This window comes from Mycobacteroides sp. LB1 (assembly GCF_013449725.1).
Taxonomy (GTDB): Bacteria; Actinomycetota; Actinomycetes; order Mycobacteriales; family Mycobacteriaceae; genus Mycobacterium.
Map to the genome: position 1 here is coordinate 332,477 of NZ_JACCFF010000006.1, position 18,955 is coordinate 351,431.

General features: G+C 63.8%; 19 protein-coding genes. 10 read left to right on the top strand and 9 right to left on the bottom strand.

Going from position 1 to position 18,955, the window contains the following annotated elements; translation table 11 throughout:
* The first annotated feature begins 22 nt into the window (after positions 1-22).
* On the top strand, positions 23-535 hold the full coding sequence (locus MLB1_RS21645; RefSeq protein ID WP_180751876.1) for a MarR family transcriptional regulator: 513 nt from the start codon (positions 23-25) through the stop codon (positions 533-535).
* On the opposite strand, the gene MLB1_RS21650 is transcribed toward MLB1_RS21645, so the two are convergent.
* A complete protein-coding gene (locus MLB1_RS21650; protein ID WP_180751877.1) occupies positions 532-981 on the bottom strand; it encodes a MarR family transcriptional regulator in 450 nt (149 codons plus the stop codon). The two genes, MLB1_RS21645 and MLB1_RS21650, sit on opposite strands and share 4 nt — an antisense overlap.
* A 100-nt stretch (positions 982-1,081) precedes the next feature.
* Between MLB1_RS21650 and MLB1_RS21655 the strand changes: the two genes are divergently transcribed.
* From MLB1_RS21655 to MLB1_RS21665, 3 genes are read left to right on the top strand one after another with little or no spacing between them, the layout of a single operon-like run.
* Positions 1,082-1,960 (top strand): ABC transporter ATP-binding protein, encoded by an 879-nt coding sequence (locus MLB1_RS21655; RefSeq protein WP_180751878.1) that lies wholly within the window; start codon positions 1,082-1,084, stop codon positions 1,958-1,960.
* A complete protein-coding gene (locus MLB1_RS21660; protein ID WP_180751879.1) occupies positions 1,957-2,667 on the top strand; it encodes a fluoroquinolone transporter permease in 711 nt (236 codons plus the stop codon). The genes MLB1_RS21655 and MLB1_RS21660 overlap by 4 nt, the downstream gene beginning before the upstream one ends.
* Positions 2,667-3,407 (top strand): ABC transporter permease, encoded by a 741-nt coding sequence (locus MLB1_RS21665; protein ID WP_180751880.1) that lies wholly within the window; start codon positions 2,667-2,669, stop codon positions 3,405-3,407. Before MLB1_RS21660 ends, MLB1_RS21665 begins: the two co-directional genes overlap by 1 nt.
* Here MLB1_RS21665 and MLB1_RS21670 read toward each other — a convergent pair.
* The 3 genes from MLB1_RS21670 to MLB1_RS21680 all read right to left on the bottom strand — a co-directional run bounded on the left by MLB1_RS21670 (position 3,404) and on the right by MLB1_RS21680 (position 6,275).
* The gene (locus MLB1_RS21670; RefSeq protein ID WP_180751881.1) at positions 3,404-4,894 is read right to left on the bottom strand and encodes a carotenoid oxygenase family protein; all 1,491 of its coding nucleotides are present in this window, start codon (positions 4,892-4,894) and stop codon (positions 3,404-3,406) included. The two genes, MLB1_RS21665 and MLB1_RS21670, sit on opposite strands and share 4 nt — an antisense overlap.
* Positions 4,895-5,013: 119 nt before the next feature.
* On the bottom strand, positions 5,014-5,643 hold the full coding sequence (locus tag MLB1_RS21675) for a TetR/AcrR family transcriptional regulator (protein WP_180751882.1): 630 nt from the start codon (positions 5,641-5,643) through the stop codon (positions 5,014-5,016).
* A 47-nt stretch (positions 5,644-5,690) separates the two neighbouring features.
* Positions 5,691-6,275 (bottom strand): TetR/AcrR family transcriptional regulator, encoded by a 585-nt coding sequence (locus tag MLB1_RS21680; RefSeq protein WP_180751883.1) that lies wholly within the window; start codon positions 6,273-6,275, stop codon positions 5,691-5,693.
* Positions 6,276-6,354: 79 nt separating this feature from the next.
* On the opposite strand from MLB1_RS21680, the gene MLB1_RS21685 reads away from it, so the two are divergent.
* From MLB1_RS21685 to MLB1_RS21695, 3 genes are read left to right on the top strand one after another with little or no spacing between them, the layout of a single operon-like run.
* Positions 6,355-7,515: an acyl-CoA dehydrogenase family protein gene (locus tag MLB1_RS21685; protein WP_180751884.1), complete on the top strand. Its 1,161-nt coding sequence runs from the start codon at positions 6,355-6,357 to the stop codon at positions 7,513-7,515.
* A gap of 23 nt (positions 7,516-7,538) precedes the next feature.
* Positions 7,539-8,759: a lipid-transfer protein gene (locus MLB1_RS21690; protein ID WP_180751885.1), complete on the top strand. Its 1,221-nt coding sequence runs from the start codon at positions 7,539-7,541 to the stop codon at positions 8,757-8,759.
* A 53-nt stretch (positions 8,760-8,812) separates the two neighbouring features.
* Positions 8,813-10,567 carry a long-chain fatty acid--CoA ligase gene (locus MLB1_RS21695; RefSeq protein ID WP_180751886.1) on the top strand — a complete coding sequence of 585 codons (1,755 nt, stop codon included), beginning with the start codon at positions 8,813-8,815 and terminating at the stop codon, positions 10,565-10,567.
* Here the strand turns inward: MLB1_RS21695 and MLB1_RS21700 are convergent.
* The gene (locus tag MLB1_RS21700; RefSeq protein ID WP_180751887.1) at positions 10,564-11,937 is read right to left on the bottom strand and encodes a styrene monooxygenase/indole monooxygenase family protein; all 1,374 of its coding nucleotides are present in this window, start codon (positions 11,935-11,937) and stop codon (positions 10,564-10,566) included. The two genes, MLB1_RS21695 and MLB1_RS21700, sit on opposite strands and share 4 nt — an antisense overlap.
* A 75-nt stretch (positions 11,938-12,012) precedes the next feature.
* On the opposite strand from MLB1_RS21700, the gene MLB1_RS21705 reads away from it, so the two are divergent.
* Positions 12,013-13,077 carry a GGDEF domain-containing protein gene (locus MLB1_RS21705; protein WP_180751888.1) on the top strand — a complete coding sequence of 355 codons (1,065 nt, stop codon included), beginning with the start codon at positions 12,013-12,015 and terminating at the stop codon, positions 13,075-13,077.
* 11 nt (positions 13,078-13,088) lie between these two features.
* On the opposite strand, the gene MLB1_RS21710 is transcribed toward MLB1_RS21705, so the two are convergent.
* Positions 13,089-14,846, bottom strand: a complete 1,758-nt coding sequence (locus MLB1_RS21710) for an amidohydrolase (RefSeq protein ID WP_180751889.1) — start codon at positions 14,844-14,846, stop codon at positions 13,089-13,091.
* A gap of 12 nt (positions 14,847-14,858) precedes the next feature.
* On the bottom strand, positions 14,859-15,947 hold the full coding sequence (locus MLB1_RS21715; RefSeq protein ID WP_180751890.1) for an S-(hydroxymethyl)mycothiol dehydrogenase: 1,089 nt from the start codon (positions 15,945-15,947) through the stop codon (positions 14,859-14,861).
* A gap of 23 nt (positions 15,948-15,970) precedes the next feature.
* On the opposite strand from MLB1_RS21715, the gene MLB1_RS21720 reads away from it, so the two are divergent.
* A complete protein-coding gene (locus MLB1_RS21720) occupies positions 15,971-16,789 on the top strand; it encodes a serine hydrolase domain-containing protein (protein ID WP_180751891.1) in 819 nt (272 codons plus the stop codon).
* Positions 16,790-16,988: 199 nt separating this feature from the next.
* The gene (locus MLB1_RS21725) at positions 16,989-17,522 is read left to right on the top strand and encodes a DUF3145 domain-containing protein (RefSeq protein WP_180751892.1); all 534 of its coding nucleotides are present in this window, start codon (positions 16,989-16,991) and stop codon (positions 17,520-17,522) included.
* A 4-nt stretch (positions 17,523-17,526) separates the two neighbouring features.
* Here MLB1_RS21725 and MLB1_RS21730 read toward each other — a convergent pair whose 3' ends face one another.
* The gene (locus MLB1_RS21730) at positions 17,527-17,934 is read right to left on the bottom strand and encodes a hypothetical protein (RefSeq protein WP_180751893.1); all 408 of its coding nucleotides are present in this window, start codon (positions 17,932-17,934) and stop codon (positions 17,527-17,529) included.
* A 60-nt stretch (positions 17,935-17,994) separates the two neighbouring features.
* The gene (locus MLB1_RS21735; RefSeq protein ID WP_180751894.1) at positions 17,995-18,828 is read right to left on the bottom strand and encodes an alpha/beta fold hydrolase; all 834 of its coding nucleotides are present in this window, start codon (positions 18,826-18,828) and stop codon (positions 17,995-17,997) included.
* Between the last annotated feature and the right edge of the window lie 127 nt (positions 18,829-18,955).

Below are 18,955 nucleotides of genomic sequence, written 5' to 3' on the forward strand. Positions count from 1 at the left end.
TCCGGATGGCAATATGGTTTCCATGAAAACCAAGTTGGCGCTGATCGGCAGCATCAACACCCTGGTGGGTGCGGTGGGGGACAAGTTCGAGTCGGATGACGACGGGGACGCCGAGCGGGATTTTATGGCATCACGGCTTCCGCCGCGGATGGAACATCTCATCAGAACCCTGCCGACACTGTCGCTGCACCTGCTGGCGGCGATCGCCGACGGGCCGGTCAGTGTGGTGGGCCTGGCTGCACGCTCGGGTCAGCTCAAGGGCACGGTATCCAAGCATGTGCAGCGGCTGGTGGACGCGGGTTGGGTGGAGCGCGCGCCGATCCCCGGTAACCGCAAGGAGATCGAGCTCACGATGACCGCCGATGGGCGTGCGGTCGCCGAGGTGCACCGTCAGCTGCACGACGAGATGGAATGCGGTGTAAGCGATTTCCTGCAGCGGTACAGCAATGCGGACCTGCAGGTCGTCCAGAAGGTGTTGCAGGATCTACTGGCTGCAGGCAAGGACGGCGTGCGGATCGCGGTCGCCGGTCGCTAGCGCTTCTCGGTGGGCTGCTGCCGCCACCGCTCCAGTAGCTCTGGGATTTCTCCGAGCAGGAACGCATAGAAGTCGTTCATCTGCTTGAGCCGAGCCCGTGCCAGGCTTCCCGTTTTCGTCTCGGCGATCCCGGCCGCGGCTGCGGCCTGCATGGCGGAGATGACAACATTCTGGTTGGTGAACAACACTGCCCAAGCGTTATCGCGCAGTCGGTAGTGGTCGCGTCGGCTCGCCGGCATTGGTACCCGCTCGGCAAGGCCCACCGACGTCAGCATGCGCACGGCGGTCGAGATTGCCCCAGAACTCGCCTGGAGTTGGTCTGCCAGTTCGCTGGAGGTAAGGGTTGGTTCCTCGCTGAAGAGCAAGGCAGTCAGTACCCGGGCGGTCATGCGTTGCATGCCGTGGGTGGTCAGCATCAGTGCGAGCTGCTCGGCGGAATCCTCCACATCGCGAGGTTACTAGAAATTCTTAATATTCAGTATCTTCAGAAATTACTGAAAATTGAGTACAGTGACGGAACACCACCGAGAGGAGCGCACTGCGCACATGACCGAGGTAATTCGGGTTTGCGACTTGACCTTCACCTATCCCGGCGCCAATTCCAAGCATGCCGAACCTGCCATCCGGGGAATGGATTTCAGTGTCGATGCGGGGGAAATCTTCGGGTTTTTGGGCCCCAGTGGCGCCGGCAAGTCCACCACTCAGAAGCTGCTGATCGGCCTGCTCCGTGGACATGGTGGCGAGGCGACCGTGTGGGGGAAGGGTCCGCGGGCCTGGGGCAAGAACTACTACCAGCGCATCGGCGTGTCCTTCGAGCTACCCAACCATTACCAAAAGCTCACCGCCCTGGAGAATCTGAAGTTTTTTGCGTCCCTGTATGGCGGTCCGACTCTCGATCCCATGGAGCTGCTGGAATCCGTTGGCCTCGCCGACGATGCTCATACCCGGGTCGGTGCCTATTCCAAGGGCATGCAAATGCGCCTGACGTTCGTGCGCGCACTGATCAACGATCCCGAGTTGCTCTTCCTGGATGAACCCACCTCGGGCCTGGATCCGGTGAACGCGCGCAAGGTCAAGAACATCGTGCTCGATCTGAAAGCCCGGGGCTGCACCGTCTTTCTCACCACGCACGACATGTCGACAGCCGATGAACTGTGTGACCGGGTGGCCTTCGTGGTGGACGGCCGCATCGCAACGCTCGATGCGCCGGCGGAGCTGAAACTGGCACGCGGACGCCGTGCGGTGCGCGTCGAATACCGGGGAGTCAATGGGGGTCTGGAAGAGGCCGAGTTTCCGCTTGACGGGCTGGCCGATGACGGTGATTTCCACGCGGTGCTGCGCGGCCACGACGTGGAGACCATCCACAGCACCGAAGCCAGTCTTGACGATGTATTCGTTGCGGTTACCGGCAGGCAGCTCGCATGAACAGGTTTGGCACGGCGCTGCGGCTCGAGCTGACACTGCAGGTGCGGCAGAAGTTTCTGCACGCCGCGATATTCTCCGGATTCATCTGGCTGGCGGTGCTGTTACCGATGTCCGACGGCCTGCGGCCGGTCATGGAGCCGTACATGATATTCGGCGATATCTCGATCATCGGATTCTTCTTCATCGCGGGCACGGTGTTCTTCGAGAAGCAGGAGCACACCCTGGGAGCCGTGATCTGTACGCCGCTACGCTTCCGGGAATACCTTGCCGTCAAACTTACGGTACTGCTGGCGATTTCGGTGTTCGTCGCGTTTGGGGTGTCCACCATTGCCAGCGGTATCCACTATCGTGCGCTGCCCCTGTTGGCCGGGGTCGTCATCGGTACCCTGCTCATGTTGCTCACCGGATTTCTCACTTCGTTGCCGTTCGCATCCATCAGCGATTGGTTTCTCTCGGCGACCATTCCGCTGTCGATACTGACGCTGCCGATCCTGAGTTTCTCGGGCGTCTGGCCAAACCCCGCGCTGTACCTGATCCCCACGAACGGCCCATTATTGCTGCTGGGCACCGCATTCGATCAAGTGGTGCTGGCACCTTGGCAGGTCGCGTACGCCCTGATCTATCCAGTGCTGTGTGTGGGCATCCTCTTCGGGTTGTCCCAGGCTGCGTTCGGTAAGTATATCGTCGCGAAATCAGGAGGCATGTGATGATGCCCGCAAGAGTGTGGGCCGCGTTTGGCCGCAACGATATTCGCGGAACCTACCGCGACCCGCTGCTGATCATGGTGGTGTTCGCACCCGTCATCTGGACCGTCGGGGTGGCGGTGCTTACCCCGCGTACCACTGAAATGTTGTCCACCACCCAGGGATTCGACCTGGCGCCGTACTACCCGCTGGTGCTGACGGCGTTCCTGCTGCTCACCAGCATCATCATTCCCGGAGCGCTGGGCGCGTTCCTAGTTCTCGATGAAGTCGACGCGGGAACATTGACCGCGTTGCGGGTAACCCCGGTGCCGTTGTCTGGGTACTTCCTCTATCGTGCGGTGACGGTCGTCCTGGTCACCACGGTATATGTGGTCGTCACTTTGTCGCTCAGTGGAATCCTCGGCCCCGGCCTGCTGCCTGCTCTCATCCCGATCGGGTTGCTCGCGGGGTTATCGGGTGTCGTCACCCTGCTATTGGTGATCGCCTTTGCCAACAACAAGATTCAGGGCCTGGCGGCGGTCCGAGCGCTGGGCATGCTGATCGCCGGGCTGCCCTGCCTGCCCTGGTTTATCCCCTCGGCATGGGGGCTCGCGTTCGGCGTGTTGCCACCGTTCTGGGCGGCAAAGGCGTTCTGGTTGGCCTGTGATCACGGCATGTGGTGGCCGTATGTGGTCATCGGCGCTGTCTACAACGTGTTGATCGCCTGGCTGCTGTTGCGGAGGTTTCTCGCCAAGAACTCCTAGGACGGGATCCAGTTGCCGTGGAACTGAAACGGTATCCGTGCTGGAAGATGAATGGTGGCAATCTTTTCCATCGACTGAGCGTCGACGATCAACATATTGCTCAGCCGGGTGCTGCGATCGTATTCATATCCGATCAGCACCCCGTCGCCCTCATCGGCGTCCTCGGAACGCGGTACGGGGGAGAACTCGCCTGGTATGTGTCCGGCCTCCAATTTGTGTTCGGTGGTGCCGCCGTTGGTGAGGTCGTGGCGGATCAGTGAGGCGCGTGCGTCATCGAGGCTTTCCAGGGTGTCGATATCGGTGTCGCCGACGCTCGTAGTGAAGCCGTATCGATGCGGCAGGCTGACCCGACGCGGGTCGATCATGGGGAACTCCTGGAGGCGTTCGTCGGTCCATGATTCCTTGACGACTCCGGTTTCCAGGTCGAGTTCCCACCGGTGCAGGCGTGGCCGCCCCGTACCTAATACGTCGGAGATGTGGTACTCGGAGTCATCGTCGGGCCCAGTGATACGGCACGCATCGACGACGATGGTGCCATCCTCTTCGTGGGCGTTGAGGGTGTGGAACACGTAACACGGTTCGATCTCGAACCACCGCACCGTGGCTGGCCCGTGGCGGGGAATCACCCCAATTCGGCTGGGGTGCGAGCTCTTCCACCGAAGCGGTACCTCGGCCGTCTTGGGCAGGGGTGCTCTGGCCACCATCGGCCCGAACAGTGCCGGCGGCTCGAATCGGCCGAGGAGCCCTGCCGCCATCCGGGTGATGAATGGCGGTGTTGCCGATGGTGCCACCTTGCGCGTCAGCAGGTTGAGGTCGACCACCAGCGGGCAGTCGAAGATCATCACGTAGTTCTCGCTCAACGCGATGTCGTGTATGAGCGGACGGCCGGGAACGTCGAGGGGGACCTTTTTGCGTACCGTCCCATTGGGATCGATCACCACGTAGTGGGCGATTGCGGGGCCGACGAGCTGGTAGGTGACGGCGTGCAGCTCACCGGTGACCGGATCGAGTTTGGGATGGCCGGTATAGCCGCCTTCCAATGTTCGGCCGAAATCACAGGTTCCGACGGTCTCCAGCTCATCGGTCAATTCATAGGGCGCGACGCCGCCCTCGGCGCCGACGATCGTCCTACCGCCGAACCCGAACACGGTCGTTTGTGGCGCGACCAGGGACGTGCCGACGCGGTGATTGACCGGCTTCGGCTTCTCGCCGAGCAATCTGGACACTTTCGGTGTGCGCACCCACCGGCTGCGATACCACTCGGCGCGGCCGTCGCGCAGCCGAACGCCATGCACCATGCCGTCGCCGGTGAGCCCGAAGACCGAGTAGTTGTTCGGGTCATATTGTCCGGGTAGTGGATTGGGTCCGGTGCGCACATATCTCCCGTTGAGAAACTTCGGGATCTCGCCTGTCACCTTGAGTGTGGTGGCGGTGACTTCGCGATCGACGGGCAGCACGTGCTCGTCGGAGAGTAAATCTACTTCCATGATGACACCCATTTCCTCTACACCGTTGTAGCTAGAACGTATAGTCAAGCTCGACGGTAGACCTTGTGAATGGGAGTGGCAAGAGCCAATTTTGGCTACCAGGTGTCGGCGGTCGGGGGCTACAGGTAATACGTGGCAGCGCCGCCGGCCACGATAAAGGTCGCGCATGCGCGCACCGCGACCTCCGGGTCAATTCCGTGCGCAATCGCAGCCATGACGCCGGACCGTATGGCGCTGGCGGACATGGTCGCCAACAGCAGGCGTCGCTGCGGGTCGGCAGCACCCGTCGTATCCAATGGCGCAAGGGCGGTCGTGATCCGGGTGACCGCGTCGGTGAGAACCTGCTCATTGAACCCAGGGATCCGAGGTGCCGTGGAATCGGCGAGTAATCGCATTCCGAGTGGGCGTGATGCGGCATGGACGAAGAACGGTTCCAGCGCGGCACTCAACGAGGCCACCGGATCATCGAGGTTGACCATTTCTGGTGCTGACACATTGTCGAAGATGGCGCGCATCAACGCCGCCTCACGGCTGACAAGCCGTATGAGTAGTCCCTCCTTGGAACCAAAATGTGCGTACAGCGTCTGTTTTGTGACCTGGCCGGATGCCACTATCTGCTCCATGGTCACTGCGCTGCAACCATATTCGGCAACGACCGGCAGCACGAGATCGAGCAGCTCATCGTCGGTCGGACGGTAGCCGGGGCTGCGCCCTGTCGGTCGCGACGTGCTGGATTTACGTGGTGGCACTCAAATACCGTAACCGCCCGGCATCCCCGTGCGATGAATTCACGCGGTCAGTCGAGCACTTTGATCGAGAGCGTCGGCTTAGGTGCTTTCCCGTGCTGCACCCGATCCCACGCGGCATCGATGAGTGGCTGCAGAAGCAACGCGCCCATCTGACGAACCAGCACGGAGACAACCTGAGTCGATTCGGCACGAGCCGTCGGGGCCATGCCCTCCTTGCGCAGTGTGGACACCTCATCGCGGGTCAGCCCGATCAGCGCGTCCAGCAGATGCATCTGTGAATCGGAAGGCTCCAGCACGGCTCGACGCACGTAGTTGACGACGGGCGGGTTCGCCTCAAGCATGTGCGTCACCGCGCTGTCGCGAGCTGCCGCAAGCTTGCGCGGGTCCTTCTCGCCGCTGACGGACCGCAGTGTGTCGACGAAGTAGTCGACGACGAGCTGGTCGACGGCCTCGCGCAGGCCTGCCTTGGTCTTGAAATGGTGCTGTACCAGCCCGAGGGTCACCCCGGCCTCGGATGCCACCGCACGCAACGAGATTCGCTCTTCGCCGTACTGGGCGTAGAGATCCAGCGCTGTATTCCGAATACGCGCCTTTGCGGTGAGGTCCTCATCGGTCGCGCGCGGGTTTGCCATGGGGCAGATCATACCGCAGCCCTTTACAAATGAATCTGAAACAATACACTTGTATTGACTCGACGAGGAGGTCCAACACATGTCCGAACTTTTCCCGGCCTACCGTGCGTCCTGGGAGACCGATGCGCACCGCGACCTGCGCAAGCATGCCGCCGAATTCCTGCGTAAGGAGTCCACGCCCAACCAGGAACGCTGGAGTGCGCAGCACCAAGTGGACCGCGAGTTCTGGAACAAGATGGGCGACGCCGGGCTGCTGGGCCTGGACCTGCCCGAGGAGTATGGCGGCGCCGGTGGCGATTTCGGCCTGTCCGCGGTGGTAGGCGAGGAGCTGGCGCTCGCACAGGACACCTCGACCGGTTGGGCCGTGCACTCGCCGATCGTCGCGCACTATGTCAACACCTACGGCAACGAGGAACAGCGGGCCCGCTGGATGCCGGGCATCATCAGCGGCGACCTGGTACTGGCCATCGCGATGACCGAACCCGGCACCGGCTCGGACCTGCAGGCGGTGCGCACCACCGCGATCCGCGACGGCGATCATTACGTCGTCAACGGCTCGAAGACGTTCATCTCCAACGGCACTCACTGCGATCTGCTCGTCATCGTCGCCAAGACCGATCCGTCCCAAGGTGCTGCCGGAGTCTCGCTCATCGTTGCCGAGACCAAGGACCTGCCCGGTTTCCAGCGGGGGCGCGTGCTGGAGAAGGTGGGCCAGCACGGTCAGGACACTCGCGAGCTGTTCTTCGCCGATATGCGGGTGCCGGTCGGCAATCTGCTCGGCGAGCAAGAGGGACAGGGGTTCTATCAGCTCATGTCCCAGTTGGCCCGCGAGCGGCTCATCATCGCTGCGGCCTGCTCCGGTATGGCCGAGGGTGCGCTGGTGGAGGCCATCAAATACACCAAGGAGCGTGAGGCATTCGGTAAGCCGCTCATCAAGTTCCAGAACACCAAGTTCCAGCTCGCCGAGCTCAAGGCCGAGGTGCTGTCCATCAAGACCACGGTGGATTACTGCATCCAGCAATACCTCGACGGCAACAACGACCCCGCGACCGCCTCGATCGCCAAGCTGATCGCCGCGGACAAGGGCGTATCCGTGGTCGACCGGTGTGTGCAGTTCTTCGGGGGTTACGGGTACATGATGGAGTACCCGATCGCGCGGGCCTACGCGGCTGCCCGGGTCAACAAAATCTACGGTGGCACAAGCGAAATCATGAAGGAAATCATCTCTCGGTCTTTGTGACGAGGCGCGGGTAAGGAGTGGCAATGAAGCAGCACAACAAGGTTTTCGTCGTCGGCGTCGGCATGACCAAATTCGAGAAGCCGGGTCAGCCAAAAGAACATGCGGCGGGTTGGGATTACCCGGCCATGGTCAAGGAGGCCGGCACCAAGGCGCTCGACGACGCCGGTGTCCGGTACGAGCAGATCGAGCAGGCCTTCATCGGGAACGTCTACGGCGACTCGTGTTCGGGCCACCGGGCGCTCTACGAGCTGGGCCACACCGGCATCCCGATCTACAACGTCAACAGCAACTGCTCCACGGGATCCACCGCATTGTTCATGGCGGCCAACGCCATTCGCAGCGGACAATCCGATGCGGTGTTCGCGGTGGGATTCGAGAAGATGGAACCCGGTTCGCTCGGCATGAAGTTCGCCGACCGGGAATCACCGCTGGGTCCGCAGCTCACCGCGCTCGGCGAGATCAGCCAGCCGCAGTTCCCGATGACCGCGTGGATGTTCGCCGCAGCTGCCGAGGAATACATGCGCGAGTACGGCCTGACCGTCGAACAGCTGGCCTGGATCGGGTACAAGAACCACAAGCACTCGGTCAACAACCCGTACAGCCAGTTCCAGGACGAGTACTCGCTGGAGGACATCCTGGCCTCGCGGACCATCGTGGGGCCGCTGACCAAGCTGCAGTGCTCACCCACCTCCGACGGGTCGGCGGCCGCGGTCGTGGTGAGCGAGGAATTCGTGGACAAGCATGGGCTGGCCGATCAGGCCGTGGAGATCGTCGGGCAGGCCACCGTCACCGACCGCGCCGACACCTTCGATGGCACCGCGGCGGGCATCGTCGGCGCGCATATGAACAAGGCGGCGATCGACACGGTGTACGAGCAGGCGCAGATCGGCCCCGGGGATATCGACGTCATCGAACTGCATGACTGCTTCTCTGCCAACGAAATTCTGGTCTATGAAGCGCTTGGGCTGTGCGATCAGGGTGGAGCAGGGAAGTTGATCGACAATGAGGACACCACCTTCGGCGGGAAGTGGGTGGTCAACCCGTCCGGCGGACTGATCTCCAAGGGACACCCGCTGGGCGCGACCGGACTGGCCCAGTGCGCCGAATTGAACTGGCAGCTACGGGGTCTGGCAGACAAGCGCCAGGTCGCCGGCGCTGCCACCAAGGACGGTGTCGGGTTGCAGCACAACATCGGGCTCGGTGGTTCAGTGGTTGTCACAGCGTATCGTCCGGCGCAGCGTTGACCGGGCTCTGATCCATAGGATGGCGCGATGACACAGTCTCGAGGGCGCATCTGATGACCCGCCCGACGACGCTCTGCGAGGCGTTTCAGCAGACCGCCGCGGAGCAGCCCGATCGGGTTGCGCTGCGCACCGTCGGTGACGTTGTGACGATTACCTGGCGGCAGTATCGCGACCGGGTCCGCGAGATCGCCACCGGCCTGGCCGGGCTGGGCGTTGGCCCAGGGGACACCGTCGCATTGATGTTGACGAATAGCCCCGAGTTCCATCTCTGCGATACCGCGGTATTGCATTGCGGGGCAACACCATTCTCGGTGTACAACACCAACCCGTCCGAGGTGCTGGCCTACCAGTTCGATAACGCCGACAACCGGGTGGTCATCTGTGAGCAGCAGTTTCTGCCGCAGATCCGGGCCGCCGTCACGCAAGGCGGCAAGGTCGAGCACATCGTCTGTGTGGACGGTGCAGTCGCGGGGGCGGTGCACTTGGAAACTTTGGTGCCCGCTGCCGATTTCGACTTCGAGAACACCTGGCGTTCGGTGCGCCCGGATGACCTACTAACCATCGTCTACACCTCGGGCACCACCGGCCCACCCAAGGGTGTCGAGCTCACCCACACCAACTTCATCGAGAACGCCCGCATCACCGAGGAGATGGGGCCGATCGGGTTCGACGACCGGGCCGTCTCCTACCTTCCCGACGCGCATGCCGCCAATCGCTGGTTCAGCCACTACCAGAATCTGTTGTACGGGCTGCAGGTCACCACGGTGGCCGATCCCAAGCAGGTTCTTACCGCGCTGGCTGATGTGCGCCCAACGATGTTCCTCGGCGTACCCCGGGTCTGGGTCAAGGCGAAGATGGGACTCGATGCGGCGTTGGAAGAGGTCAGCCCGCTGCGGCGTGCGTTGGCGCGCTGGGCCATCGGCGTCGGCCGGCGCCGGGCGCGTGCCGACTCTGAGGGACGGCGTCTCGGGCCGCCCGACCGAGTACGCCACGCCATTGCCGAGCGGCTGGTGCTGTCCTCGATCCGTACCCGCATTGGCCTGGATCAAGTGAAGGTCGGAGCCAGCGGTGCGGCGCCCATCCCTGTCGACGTACACGAGTACCTGCTCGCCCTGGGGATTCCGATCAGCGAGGGCTACGGAATGACCGAATGCACCGCCGCGGGCACCATCAGCCGTGCGGACCGGATCAAGATTGGCACGGTTGGTCTGCCGGTCCCCGGCGTCGAGGTATCACTCGGTCCTGATGGCGAGGTGCTGCTGCGCGGTAAGAGCATCATGCGTGGATACCGCAAGATGCCCGAAAAGACCGCCGAGACCGTCGATTCTGATGGGTGGCTGCACACCGGGGATATCGGCGAGTTCGATGCGGACGGATACCTCAAGATCGTCGACCGCAAGAAGGAAATCATCATCAACGAGGCCGGCAAGAACATGTCGCCGACCAATATCGAGAACGCGATCACGGCGAACACGCCACTGGCCGGGCCGGTTGCGGTGATCGGCGATCGGCGGCCCTATAACACCGCGCTTATCACGCTGGACCCCGACGCCTTGGCGCGGTTCGCCGAAAAACACGGCCTCAGTGGGCCGCATGGCGAGCTCGCATCGGATCCCGCGGTGCGCACAGCGGTCGACGAGTGTGTGCAAAACGCCAACCGCACCCTGTCACGCGTCGAGCAGATCAAGACCTTCACCGTGCTGCCCGAGGTCTGGGAGCCCGGATCGGACTGTCTTACGCCGACGAACAAGCTGCGGCGCAAGCCGATTGGAGAGAAGTACCGCGAACTGATCGAGGCTATGTACTAGGCGGCGTACACCAGACCCGACCGCGTGAATCGGCCGGCGGGGGAAAATCGGTCCAGGATGGCATCGGCCGGCTCACCGGCCCACTCGGTGATGAGCTCCTTGGCCGACTCGATTGAGGTAACCCGTTCGAACGGCTTCGGATCGTCGAGCAGGCTGAACAGCTTCGACGCGAATCCCTCGTGGACATGACCGGCCGCGAAGAACAGGTCGCCATAATCGTGCAGCTCGTCGTCGCCGAGATAGAGCCTCGTCACCAACTGCGCGGCACGAGCACGCCGGTCGTAGAACTCCTCGAATGCCTCGGTGAGCCATGCGGTGTCGAAGTGCCCGTCATGCGCGGCGGCCTTGTGGACCAGAGCGGCCGCCTGGACCAGGCCGCCCTGCGCACCCTGCCCGGCAATCGGGTCATAGGCCACCGCGGTGTCGCCGAGCGCCGCGACGGGATGCCCGCTGGCGGTGTGACCCACCCCGTGCCGCACCAGCTGCGTCACGGCACCGGTGATCCACGAATGCGGATCCTCCTCGATGACGTTGAGCGACAACACCTCCGGTAGGTCCCAGTCGAGATAGTCGCGATGCACACCGGTCACCGCCTGCAGGGCGGAGGCAGCGCTGTCGACGGCGGAGTACCGCCGCTCCCACTCGCTACCGGGTTTGGCCCAGGTCAGGAACGACCATGACGGTCCGGCGTCCTTATGCAGATACGGACCCCACCACGCCTCACCCTGATCGGTGATGAACGAGAACGCGCTGTGACGGCCACCGGCGGGGCCGCGATGCGCGAAAACCTCTGGCCCATGACCCAACCCGGCAACCGTCAGCATCAACAGGCGGCGCTGTGGGCGGTCGTACACCGTGCGAGCGGTATCCACCGGGAACAGCGACGACAATCCGCCACGGCCGGTCGCCACCAGCGTCAGATCGTGCGCGGCGGCGATGGAGTCGAGCCGTTCCGGATCCACCTGCTCCACGATGAACTGCCCGCCCCGTTCCCGGAACTCGGTCAGCCGGTCATCGGCCTTGAGCCGGGTATCCACTGCGACGCCGCGCGTACCCGCGTCGAAGTCGGCGTCGAAGGCGATCAGCTCGGTTCGCGCGGCATCGCTGCCGTCGACCAGGCGCACACTGAGCCCGGTCGAGGTGGGCCCCGGTTCCAGGTAGCTAGACAGCCCCAGGCCCGCCTCGGCACGTTGCGCTTCGCCGAAGATCAGCGCGGTGCCGGTCGCGGGCACATCCTGCCGCAAACTCCGCTGATCACGATCGCTGTAGATGGTGACGTCAAAACCTCTGTCCAGCAGTCCCAGTGCGGCCGTAGCGCCGGTCTGACCGGCACCGATGATGGCCGCCTTGCGTCCGTGTCGTGTCGTCATGCCCGCCACTATCGGCGTGCCATCTTGTGCGCGAAAGGCACCTGCTCACGGTGATTGCAAGGGTCATAATCGGGTGTGCAAAATCGGCAGCAGCTAGAGCCAGGGTTTCAGTACCTTCTGGTTACCGATGCGCTTCGAGGCGCGGGGCAGTTGAGGCAGCTCAAGGTGGGCATCGGGCTCTTGTGCTTCTCCATCGTGGTTCTGGCGGGAGCCAACCAGTTCAACCCGTTAGGGCCCCAGGGGGTGTGGCCACGCACTATCCAGGCGATCGCGGCCGCGATGGCGGTGATCGTCGGCCTGTGTTGGATCATGTTTTCCTGGCCGAGTCGGCGCGGCATGGTGGCGTTCGTGATGTGGGCGGATGTGACGTTGGCGATTGCGGCAGCCATGTTTTCCGACCCGACGGCCAGGCTCTGTGCGGTCGCATACCTTGGCCTGGTCGGGCTCCTGCCCACCTTCTTCCTGGGTAGGCGCGCCTTGGTGATCCACTGTGCGTTCGCCCTGGCGTTGTTCGGCCTGCTGGTGGCGATGAACGTCATGGTTGACGGTGCGACGTTGTCCGCGCAGTTCACCTACGGCGCACCGGCGCTGTCCGCGGTGGTACTGATGCCGGTCATCATCCAACTAGTCCTCGAAGGAGGCCGAGACTCAATCATGGCCGCGGCAGTCTCCGCGAACCGAGATCCGCTCACGGGTCTGTTGAACCGTCGAGGCGTGACAACCGCGATTGACCTGTTGCACCGCGGTCGCATCGACGCCGTCGACGTCGTCGTGGTCTTGATGGATGTGGACGGGCTCAAAGAACTCAATGACACCCGCGGTCATGGCGCCGGCGATGCGATGTTGAAAGCAGTGGCAGCCATGCTCACGGCGAACACACGGGTCGGTGAGATCGCCGCGCGCATCGGTGGTGACGAATTCTTGGTGGTGGCGTTCCCTGGCCGTGCCGAGAATATCGACGGCACCATTCGCCGCGTCAGCACTCCGCGCGCGGGGATTGACTCCTGGAGCATCAGCGTCGGTGCCGCGTGGCAGTCCCAAACCGGCCGTAAACTTGACTTGGATTCGCTTGTCCAGCAAGCGGATTACGAGTTATACAAGGTCAAAAGCTCTCGTGGGATGCTGGATACCCAACACTGAGTGCGTACCGGTCAGCCCTCGGGTGCGGCGTAGGTCTGCCGCCCGGCGAGATAGGTGGCCCGCACCGTGATATCCCGCAACGCGTCCGCGTCGACAGCATGCGGGTCTGCCGACAACACCACTAGATCGGCGTACTTGCCCACCTCGAGACTGCCGATTTCAGTATCGAGATGCAGCTGCCAGGCCGCGTCGATGGTCTGCGCCCGCACGGCCTGCGCGACGCTGAGCCGTTGTTCAGGGGCCAGCACTCGGCCGGATCCCTTCGCCTTGCGGGTGACTGCGGCGGCGATGTTGCCCAACGGATCTGGCGGGGTGACATTGCCGTCGTTGTGGAAGGAAATGCGCAGTCCCGCGTCCACCGCCGACTTCGCGGACATCCAGTGCGCACCATGGTCCGCACCGAACAGCTCGTCGATGAGCGGATCTCCCCAGAAGTAGACGTGTGCGATGAACAGGCTTGGGTGCACACCCAGGCGTGCCGCGCGCTGGAACTGTGCGGGGGTCATCGCACCGACATGCTCGAGGCGGGAGCGCGCCGAGACGGGGGACTGGGCCTTCTCGTATGCGTCCAGAACCACGTCCACCGCGCGGTCGCCGTGAACGTGGCAGGACAGCTGCCAGCCCTGTGTGATGAAGGCCGTCGCCAGTTCGGTGACCTGTTCGGGCGTGTAGTTCATACCGCCGTGGTGGTGCGGTTCCAGGCCCATGCGGCGCGTCGCCTCGGTGTCCAGATAGGGGAACGAGGTGAAAATGTTTCCCTGCCAAGGTGATCCGTCTGCCCAGAGCTTCATGCCGATCTGGGCGAACATCTGGTCCGCGCCGACAGCGGACCCCGCCACATGCGCCGGGTCCTTGGCCAGTTCGGGAGTCCCCATTTCGTAGGCGCGGATACGCAGCGTGACGTCAGGGTCGGCGGCCAGCCTGCGGTACAGATCGCCCTGCTGGGCCGCGCTGTAGCTGTGCTCGCTGGTCGTGGCGATTCCCGCTGCCGCCAGCTGCCCGCAGGCCCACTGCAGGTTTGGGTAGGCATGGGGCTCCGCGACATTCCGCAGATACGGCGTCACCAAGGTGATCAACGCCGCCGTCTCCCGGACCTCACCGGTGAGCTCACCATCGGGCCCGTGCACATACTCGGCGCCGAGGGGGTCGGGAGTGTCCTTGGTGATACCGGCGAGCCGGAAGGAGGCGCTGTTGGCGTAGGCGGCATGTCCGCTATTGGCCACAATGACCACCGGATTATCCGGTGCTAACGCGTCGAGCTGTGTGCGCGTGGGCAATTGGAGATCGGGTTGCAGCAGCACGTCGATGCCGTATAGCAGCACCTGCGTGCCCTTCGATGTGGCCTCAACGGTATCGGCCAGCTTCTGCATGACCTCCGTGCCGGTGGGAACAACGAACGGGCGGACATCCACGGCGGGTGGGCCGAGCGTCGCGGCGATCTGGCTCGGGTGGCTATGGGCCTCCACGAACGCCGGAAGCAGCGCACGTCCGTCGAGTTCGACTAACTTCGTCTCGGCGGTGCGCAGCTTCATCACGTTCTGCCGTGTACCGACGGCGGCGATCTTCCCACCGGCTACGGCGAGCGCCTCGACCGTGGTGCCCTGACCGTCGACCGTCACCACGGGGCCGCCCACGAAGATCAGATCGGCTCCGGCGTCAGGGCCGTCGGGTGCGGTGCCATCGTCGCACCCGGTGAGTGCAGCCAAACCGGTTGTGGCAGCGGCCACGGTGGCACCTCCGATCACAAACCGCCTCCGGTTGATAGACAACGGAGGATCCTGTTACAGCACCACCACGGAGCGCAGTACCTCGCCGTGATGCATCTTCTCGAATGCCTCCTCGATGTCTCCGATCGCAATGCGTTCGGAGACAAAGCGATCCAGCGGCAGGCGGCCCTGCTGGTACAGGCTGACCAGGGTGGGGAAGTCGCGTTCGGGTAGGCAGTCGCCGTACCAGGAGGACTTCAACGAGCCGCCGCGGGAGAAGAAGTCGATCAGCGGCATGTCCAGGCGCATATCGGGGGTGGGCACACCCACCAACACCACGGTGCCGGCCAGATCGCGGGCATAGAAGGCTTGTTTCCAGGTTTCCGGGCGGCCCACCGCGTCGATGACGACATCGGCGCCGAAATCGTCGGTGAGTTCCTGCACCGCGGTCACCACGTCCTCGACATTGCGGGCGTTGATGGTATGGGTGGCACCGAAGTCCTTGGCCCAGGCCAGTTTTGTGTCATCGGTGTCGATGGCGATGATCTTGCGCGCCCCCACCAGGGCGGCGCCCGCGATCGCGGCGTCCCCGACACCGCCGCAACCGATCACCGCGACGCTGTCATCGCGTCCGATATTGCCGGTGTTCACCGCCGCACCGAGCCCGGCCATAACCCCGCACCCGAGCAGCCCCACCACCGCGGGATCCGCCGAGGGATCGACCTTGGTGCATTGACCCGCGTGCACGAGGGTCTTTTCGGCGAACGCCCCGATGCCCAAGGCGGGGGTGAGTTCGGTGCCGTCGGTCAGCGTCATCTTCTGTGTCGCGTTGAAGGTGTCGAAGCAGTACTGCGGGCGGCCGCGCTTGCACGCGCGGCACTCTCCACATACCGCACGCCAGTTCAGGATCACGAAATCGCCTGCCGATACCGAAGTGACACCCTCACCGACGGTTTCGACGATGCCTGCCGCCTCGTGGCCGAGCAGGAACGGGAACTCGTCGTTGATGCCGCCCTCGCGATAGGTGAGATCCGTGTGGCATACCCCGCACGCCTGCACCTTCACAATCACCTCGCCGGGGCCCGGGTCGGGGATCACGATGTCCACCAATTCCACCGGAGCCTTCACCGACCGAGCGATCACACCGCGCACCGTTTGAGCCATGCCGAGACACTATCGTCATCCCTGTGAGTGCCCTTGACCTTGTCGCCGATTGGCCCGTGCCCACGGTTTCCGCCGCGGTGGTGGGGCCGGAGGGGATCAGGGCCCAAATCGGCCCGGTGACGCACCAATTCGCTCTCGCGTCGGTAACCAAACCGCTTGTGGCCCGGGCGGCACAGGTAGCGCTCGAAGAGGGGGCCATCGACCTCGCCACCCCGGCCGGGCCTCCCGGCTCGACCGTCGAGCATCTGCTCGCACATGCTTCGGGGTTGTCGCTGCTCTCTGACGCCATCATCGCCAAGCCGGGCACGCGTCGCGTCTATTCGAACTATGGCTTCGCAGTGCTGGCGCATGCGGTGGCCGCCGGGGCCACCATCGAGTTCGGCACGTATCTGCGTGAGGCTGTGCTGGAGCCGCTGGGTATGGGAGACACGGTGCTGCCCGGCGGGGCAGAAACCGCCGGGTATGGGGGAATATCCACGGTCAACGACCTGGTGGCCTTCGTCGGTGACCTGCTGCGGCCACGCATTGTGACTCCCGAAACGCATCAACGTGCCACCAGCGTCGTCTTCCCGGGATTGGACGGGGTGCTGCCCGGCTACGGCGTGCAGCGGCCCAACGACTGGGGTCTGGGCTTCGAGATCAAGGGCACCAAGATCCCGCACTGGACCGGCGCCGAGAACTCGCCTGCCACCTATGGGCACTTCGGGCAGGCGGGCACCTTCATCTGGGTGGATCCGGCCATTGACCTGGCGCTCGTCGTGCTCACCGACCGGTCCTTCGACGGCTGGGCCAACCAGGTGTGGCCGCAGCTCTCGGACGCGGTGCTGGCGGAATTCGGCTGAGATTCCCGCGTGAGCGGAAGGCCGGCCACAAATTCTCAGGAAGCCGTTACCTCAAAGTCGTCGGTAGGACTGGCGCAACACGCGCATCACGGGGCACAATGGTGTCACAAGGCACATTGGTGTAATTCGGTAACACGCTCTAGAAGCTTCACGAGCCGTTGGGGAAGACGTTCTCGTCGAAGACAAAGGAGCACTACGAATGCACGCGTCGCCTCAGTTCGCCGACTCGACAACCGGCGTGGTGTACCTCCATGCCTCACCGGCAGCGGTATGCCCGCACGTCGAGTGGGCTTTGTCGTCAACCCTGTCATCGATGGTGCCCGGACGCGCCGGTGAAACGGTCAAGCTGCGCTGGCAGGCCCAACCGGCCATGCCGGGGCAGCTGCGTGCCGTCACCAACTGGGTGGGTCCGGTCGGTACCGGTGCGCGTCTCGCCAACGCCCTGCGCTCATGGCCGGTGCTGCGCTTCGAAGTCACCGAGGATGCCAGCGAGGGCGTGGACGGTCAGCGGTTCAGCCACGTTCCGCAGCTCGGCATGTGGAGCGGCAGTACGAGCGCCAACGGCGACATCATGGTCAGTGAAATGCGGTTGCGCGGGCTGATGGATTCCGATTTCGGCAGCATCACCGCCGAACTCGACACCATGCTGGGCACGGCATGGGACGACGCTCTGGAGCCCTACCGCAGTGGCGGCGACGGCGCCGAGGTCACCTGGCTGCGCGGAGTCGGATAGAGCCTCAGCTCTTGCCGGCGTTACCGATCACCCGGCTGACCAGAAAGCCGATGTAGGCGAGGCCACCGAGGCTACCCACGATGCGGGTACGCCGGAACGCCAGTGCCAGCCCGAGCAGCAGTTCGGTGACGCCGTTCTGGTAAACCCAGCGGCGGGTGTCCTCCGGGAAGGCGACCTTGGAGAGAGACTCGAACGGCTGGGGCGCGACGAAATGCGCCACACCGGTGGCTGCCAGTCCTGCGCCGCCCGCCCGGAAGCCGATACCTGTGAGGCGAATGCTGAGACGCACCAGAGTCTGGATAAGTGCCGAAAGCCGCTGGAACAGGCTCGGGCCGACCTTGGTCGTGACGAGCGTCGCGGTCGGCTGACCGTCGACAAGCAACTTAAGTGCCTTCTTACGCCGCAGTGCCATTCCCCAGACTCCCTTGTCGATTATGTGAATGAAACGTCACTCTAACAGTGAGGGCAAGAGCTAGGCATCGGCTTGCCGAGCGGTGACGTCGATACCGAACGTCTCTACTAGGAAGCTCACGATCGCGGGTGTCACCCGACGCGGCCAGAACCGGAGGGTGGCCAGTGTTCCGACCGAAATCACTTGCGCACCAACGATATCGATCGCCAGATTGTGAGCATCGGCCGCTGGATGCAGCGGATCGGCGGACAGCGAGAGGATCATCGTCGGCGCACTCACGGCCCGGCGTACCGCACGTGGTGGTGCCATCCGACCCACCAGCATCCCCTTCATGAATGCCGCAGACCGCGCCGGCGAAGCGGTCAGGAATTCACGGATCAAGCCGAGGGTGGGCTGTTCGGTTTCGGGGAACGATCGGGCTACCGCGCCGGCCAGCCACACCAGTGGCCGACCAAGGGTGAACAGGGTGAGCCCGGCTGACCACAGATACCCGGCCGCGCCGATGCCCCGCTCTAGGAACGGTCCCTCTAGCAGCAAGCCGGCCACCCGCTCGGGTGCCAATGCCGCCGCCTCCACCGAAATGTTGGCGCCGACCGAGGTTCCGCCGAGCACCGCACGCTCGACCCCCAGGGCATCCAGGGCGCCGATGAGCTGACGTCCCAAGGCCTGTGAGTTATAGCGGTCGGGCTCCAGCGGGCGCTCGTCCGCGGTGGTGCCAAGCAGATCCAGGCAGATCACTCGAAAACCGCGCTCGGCCAATTCCTTTGCCCACGCATGCTCCAGATAATGCGAGGTGAGGAAGGCGTGTGACAGCACCACAACACGGTCCCCGGAACCGAACTGGCGATATGCCAGCCGGTGTCCGTCGACGGTGAGTGTGGTGCCGACTGTCACAGTGGGATGTTTTTGTGGCGGCCGCGGCGGTTGGGGGCTTCGGCGAGTGCGCGGGTGAGGACGGCGCGGGTTTGTGAGGGTTCGATTTCTTCGTCGACGACGCCGATTTCGATGGCGCGGTCGACGC

What these genes read in the sequence shown, in the direction of transcription:
- MLB1_RS21725 (WP_180751892.1), top strand. Translation starts at nt 16,989, where the DNA reads ATGCACGCGTCGCCTCAGTTCGCCGACTCGACAACCGGCGTGGTGTAC.
- MLB1_RS21645 (WP_180751876.1), top strand. Translation starts at nt 23, where the DNA reads ATGAAAACCAAGTTGGCGCTGATCGGCAGCATCAACACCCTGGTGGGT.
- MLB1_RS21655 (WP_180751878.1), top strand. Translation starts at nt 1,082, where the DNA reads ATGACCGAGGTAATTCGGGTTTGCGACTTGACCTTCACCTATCCCGGC.
- MLB1_RS21665 (WP_180751880.1), top strand. Translation starts at nt 2,667, where the DNA reads ATGATGCCCGCAAGAGTGTGGGCCGCGTTTGGCCGCAACGATATTCGC.
- MLB1_RS21695 (WP_180751886.1), top strand. Translation starts at nt 8,813, where the DNA reads ATGACCCGCCCGACGACGCTCTGCGAGGCGTTTCAGCAGACCGCCGCG.
- MLB1_RS21680 (WP_180751883.1), bottom strand. Translation starts at nt 6,275, where the DNA reads ATGGCAAACCCGCGCGCGACCGATGAGGACCTCACCGCAAAGGCGCGT.
- MLB1_RS21690 (WP_180751885.1), top strand. Translation starts at nt 7,539, where the DNA reads ATGAAGCAGCACAACAAGGTTTTCGTCGTCGGCGTCGGCATGACCAAA.
- MLB1_RS21660 (WP_180751879.1), top strand. Translation starts at nt 1,957, where the DNA reads ATGAACAGGTTTGGCACGGCGCTGCGGCTCGAGCTGACACTGCAGGTG.
- MLB1_RS21670 (WP_180751881.1), bottom strand. Translation starts at nt 4,894, where the DNA reads ATGGAAGTAGATTTACTCTCCGACGAGCACGTGCTGCCCGTCGATCGC.
- MLB1_RS21715 (WP_180751890.1), bottom strand. Translation starts at nt 15,947, where the DNA reads ATGGCTCAAACGGTGCGCGGTGTGATCGCTCGGTCGGTGAAGGCTCCG.
- MLB1_RS21730 (WP_180751893.1), bottom strand. Translation starts at nt 17,934, where the DNA reads ATGGCACTGCGGCGTAAGAAGGCACTTAAGTTGCTTGTCGACGGTCAG.
- MLB1_RS21700 (WP_180751887.1), bottom strand. Translation starts at nt 11,937, where the DNA reads ATGACGACACGACACGGACGCAAGGCGGCCATCATCGGTGCCGGTCAG.
- MLB1_RS21685 (WP_180751884.1), top strand. Translation starts at nt 6,355, where the DNA reads ATGTCCGAACTTTTCCCGGCCTACCGTGCGTCCTGGGAGACCGATGCG.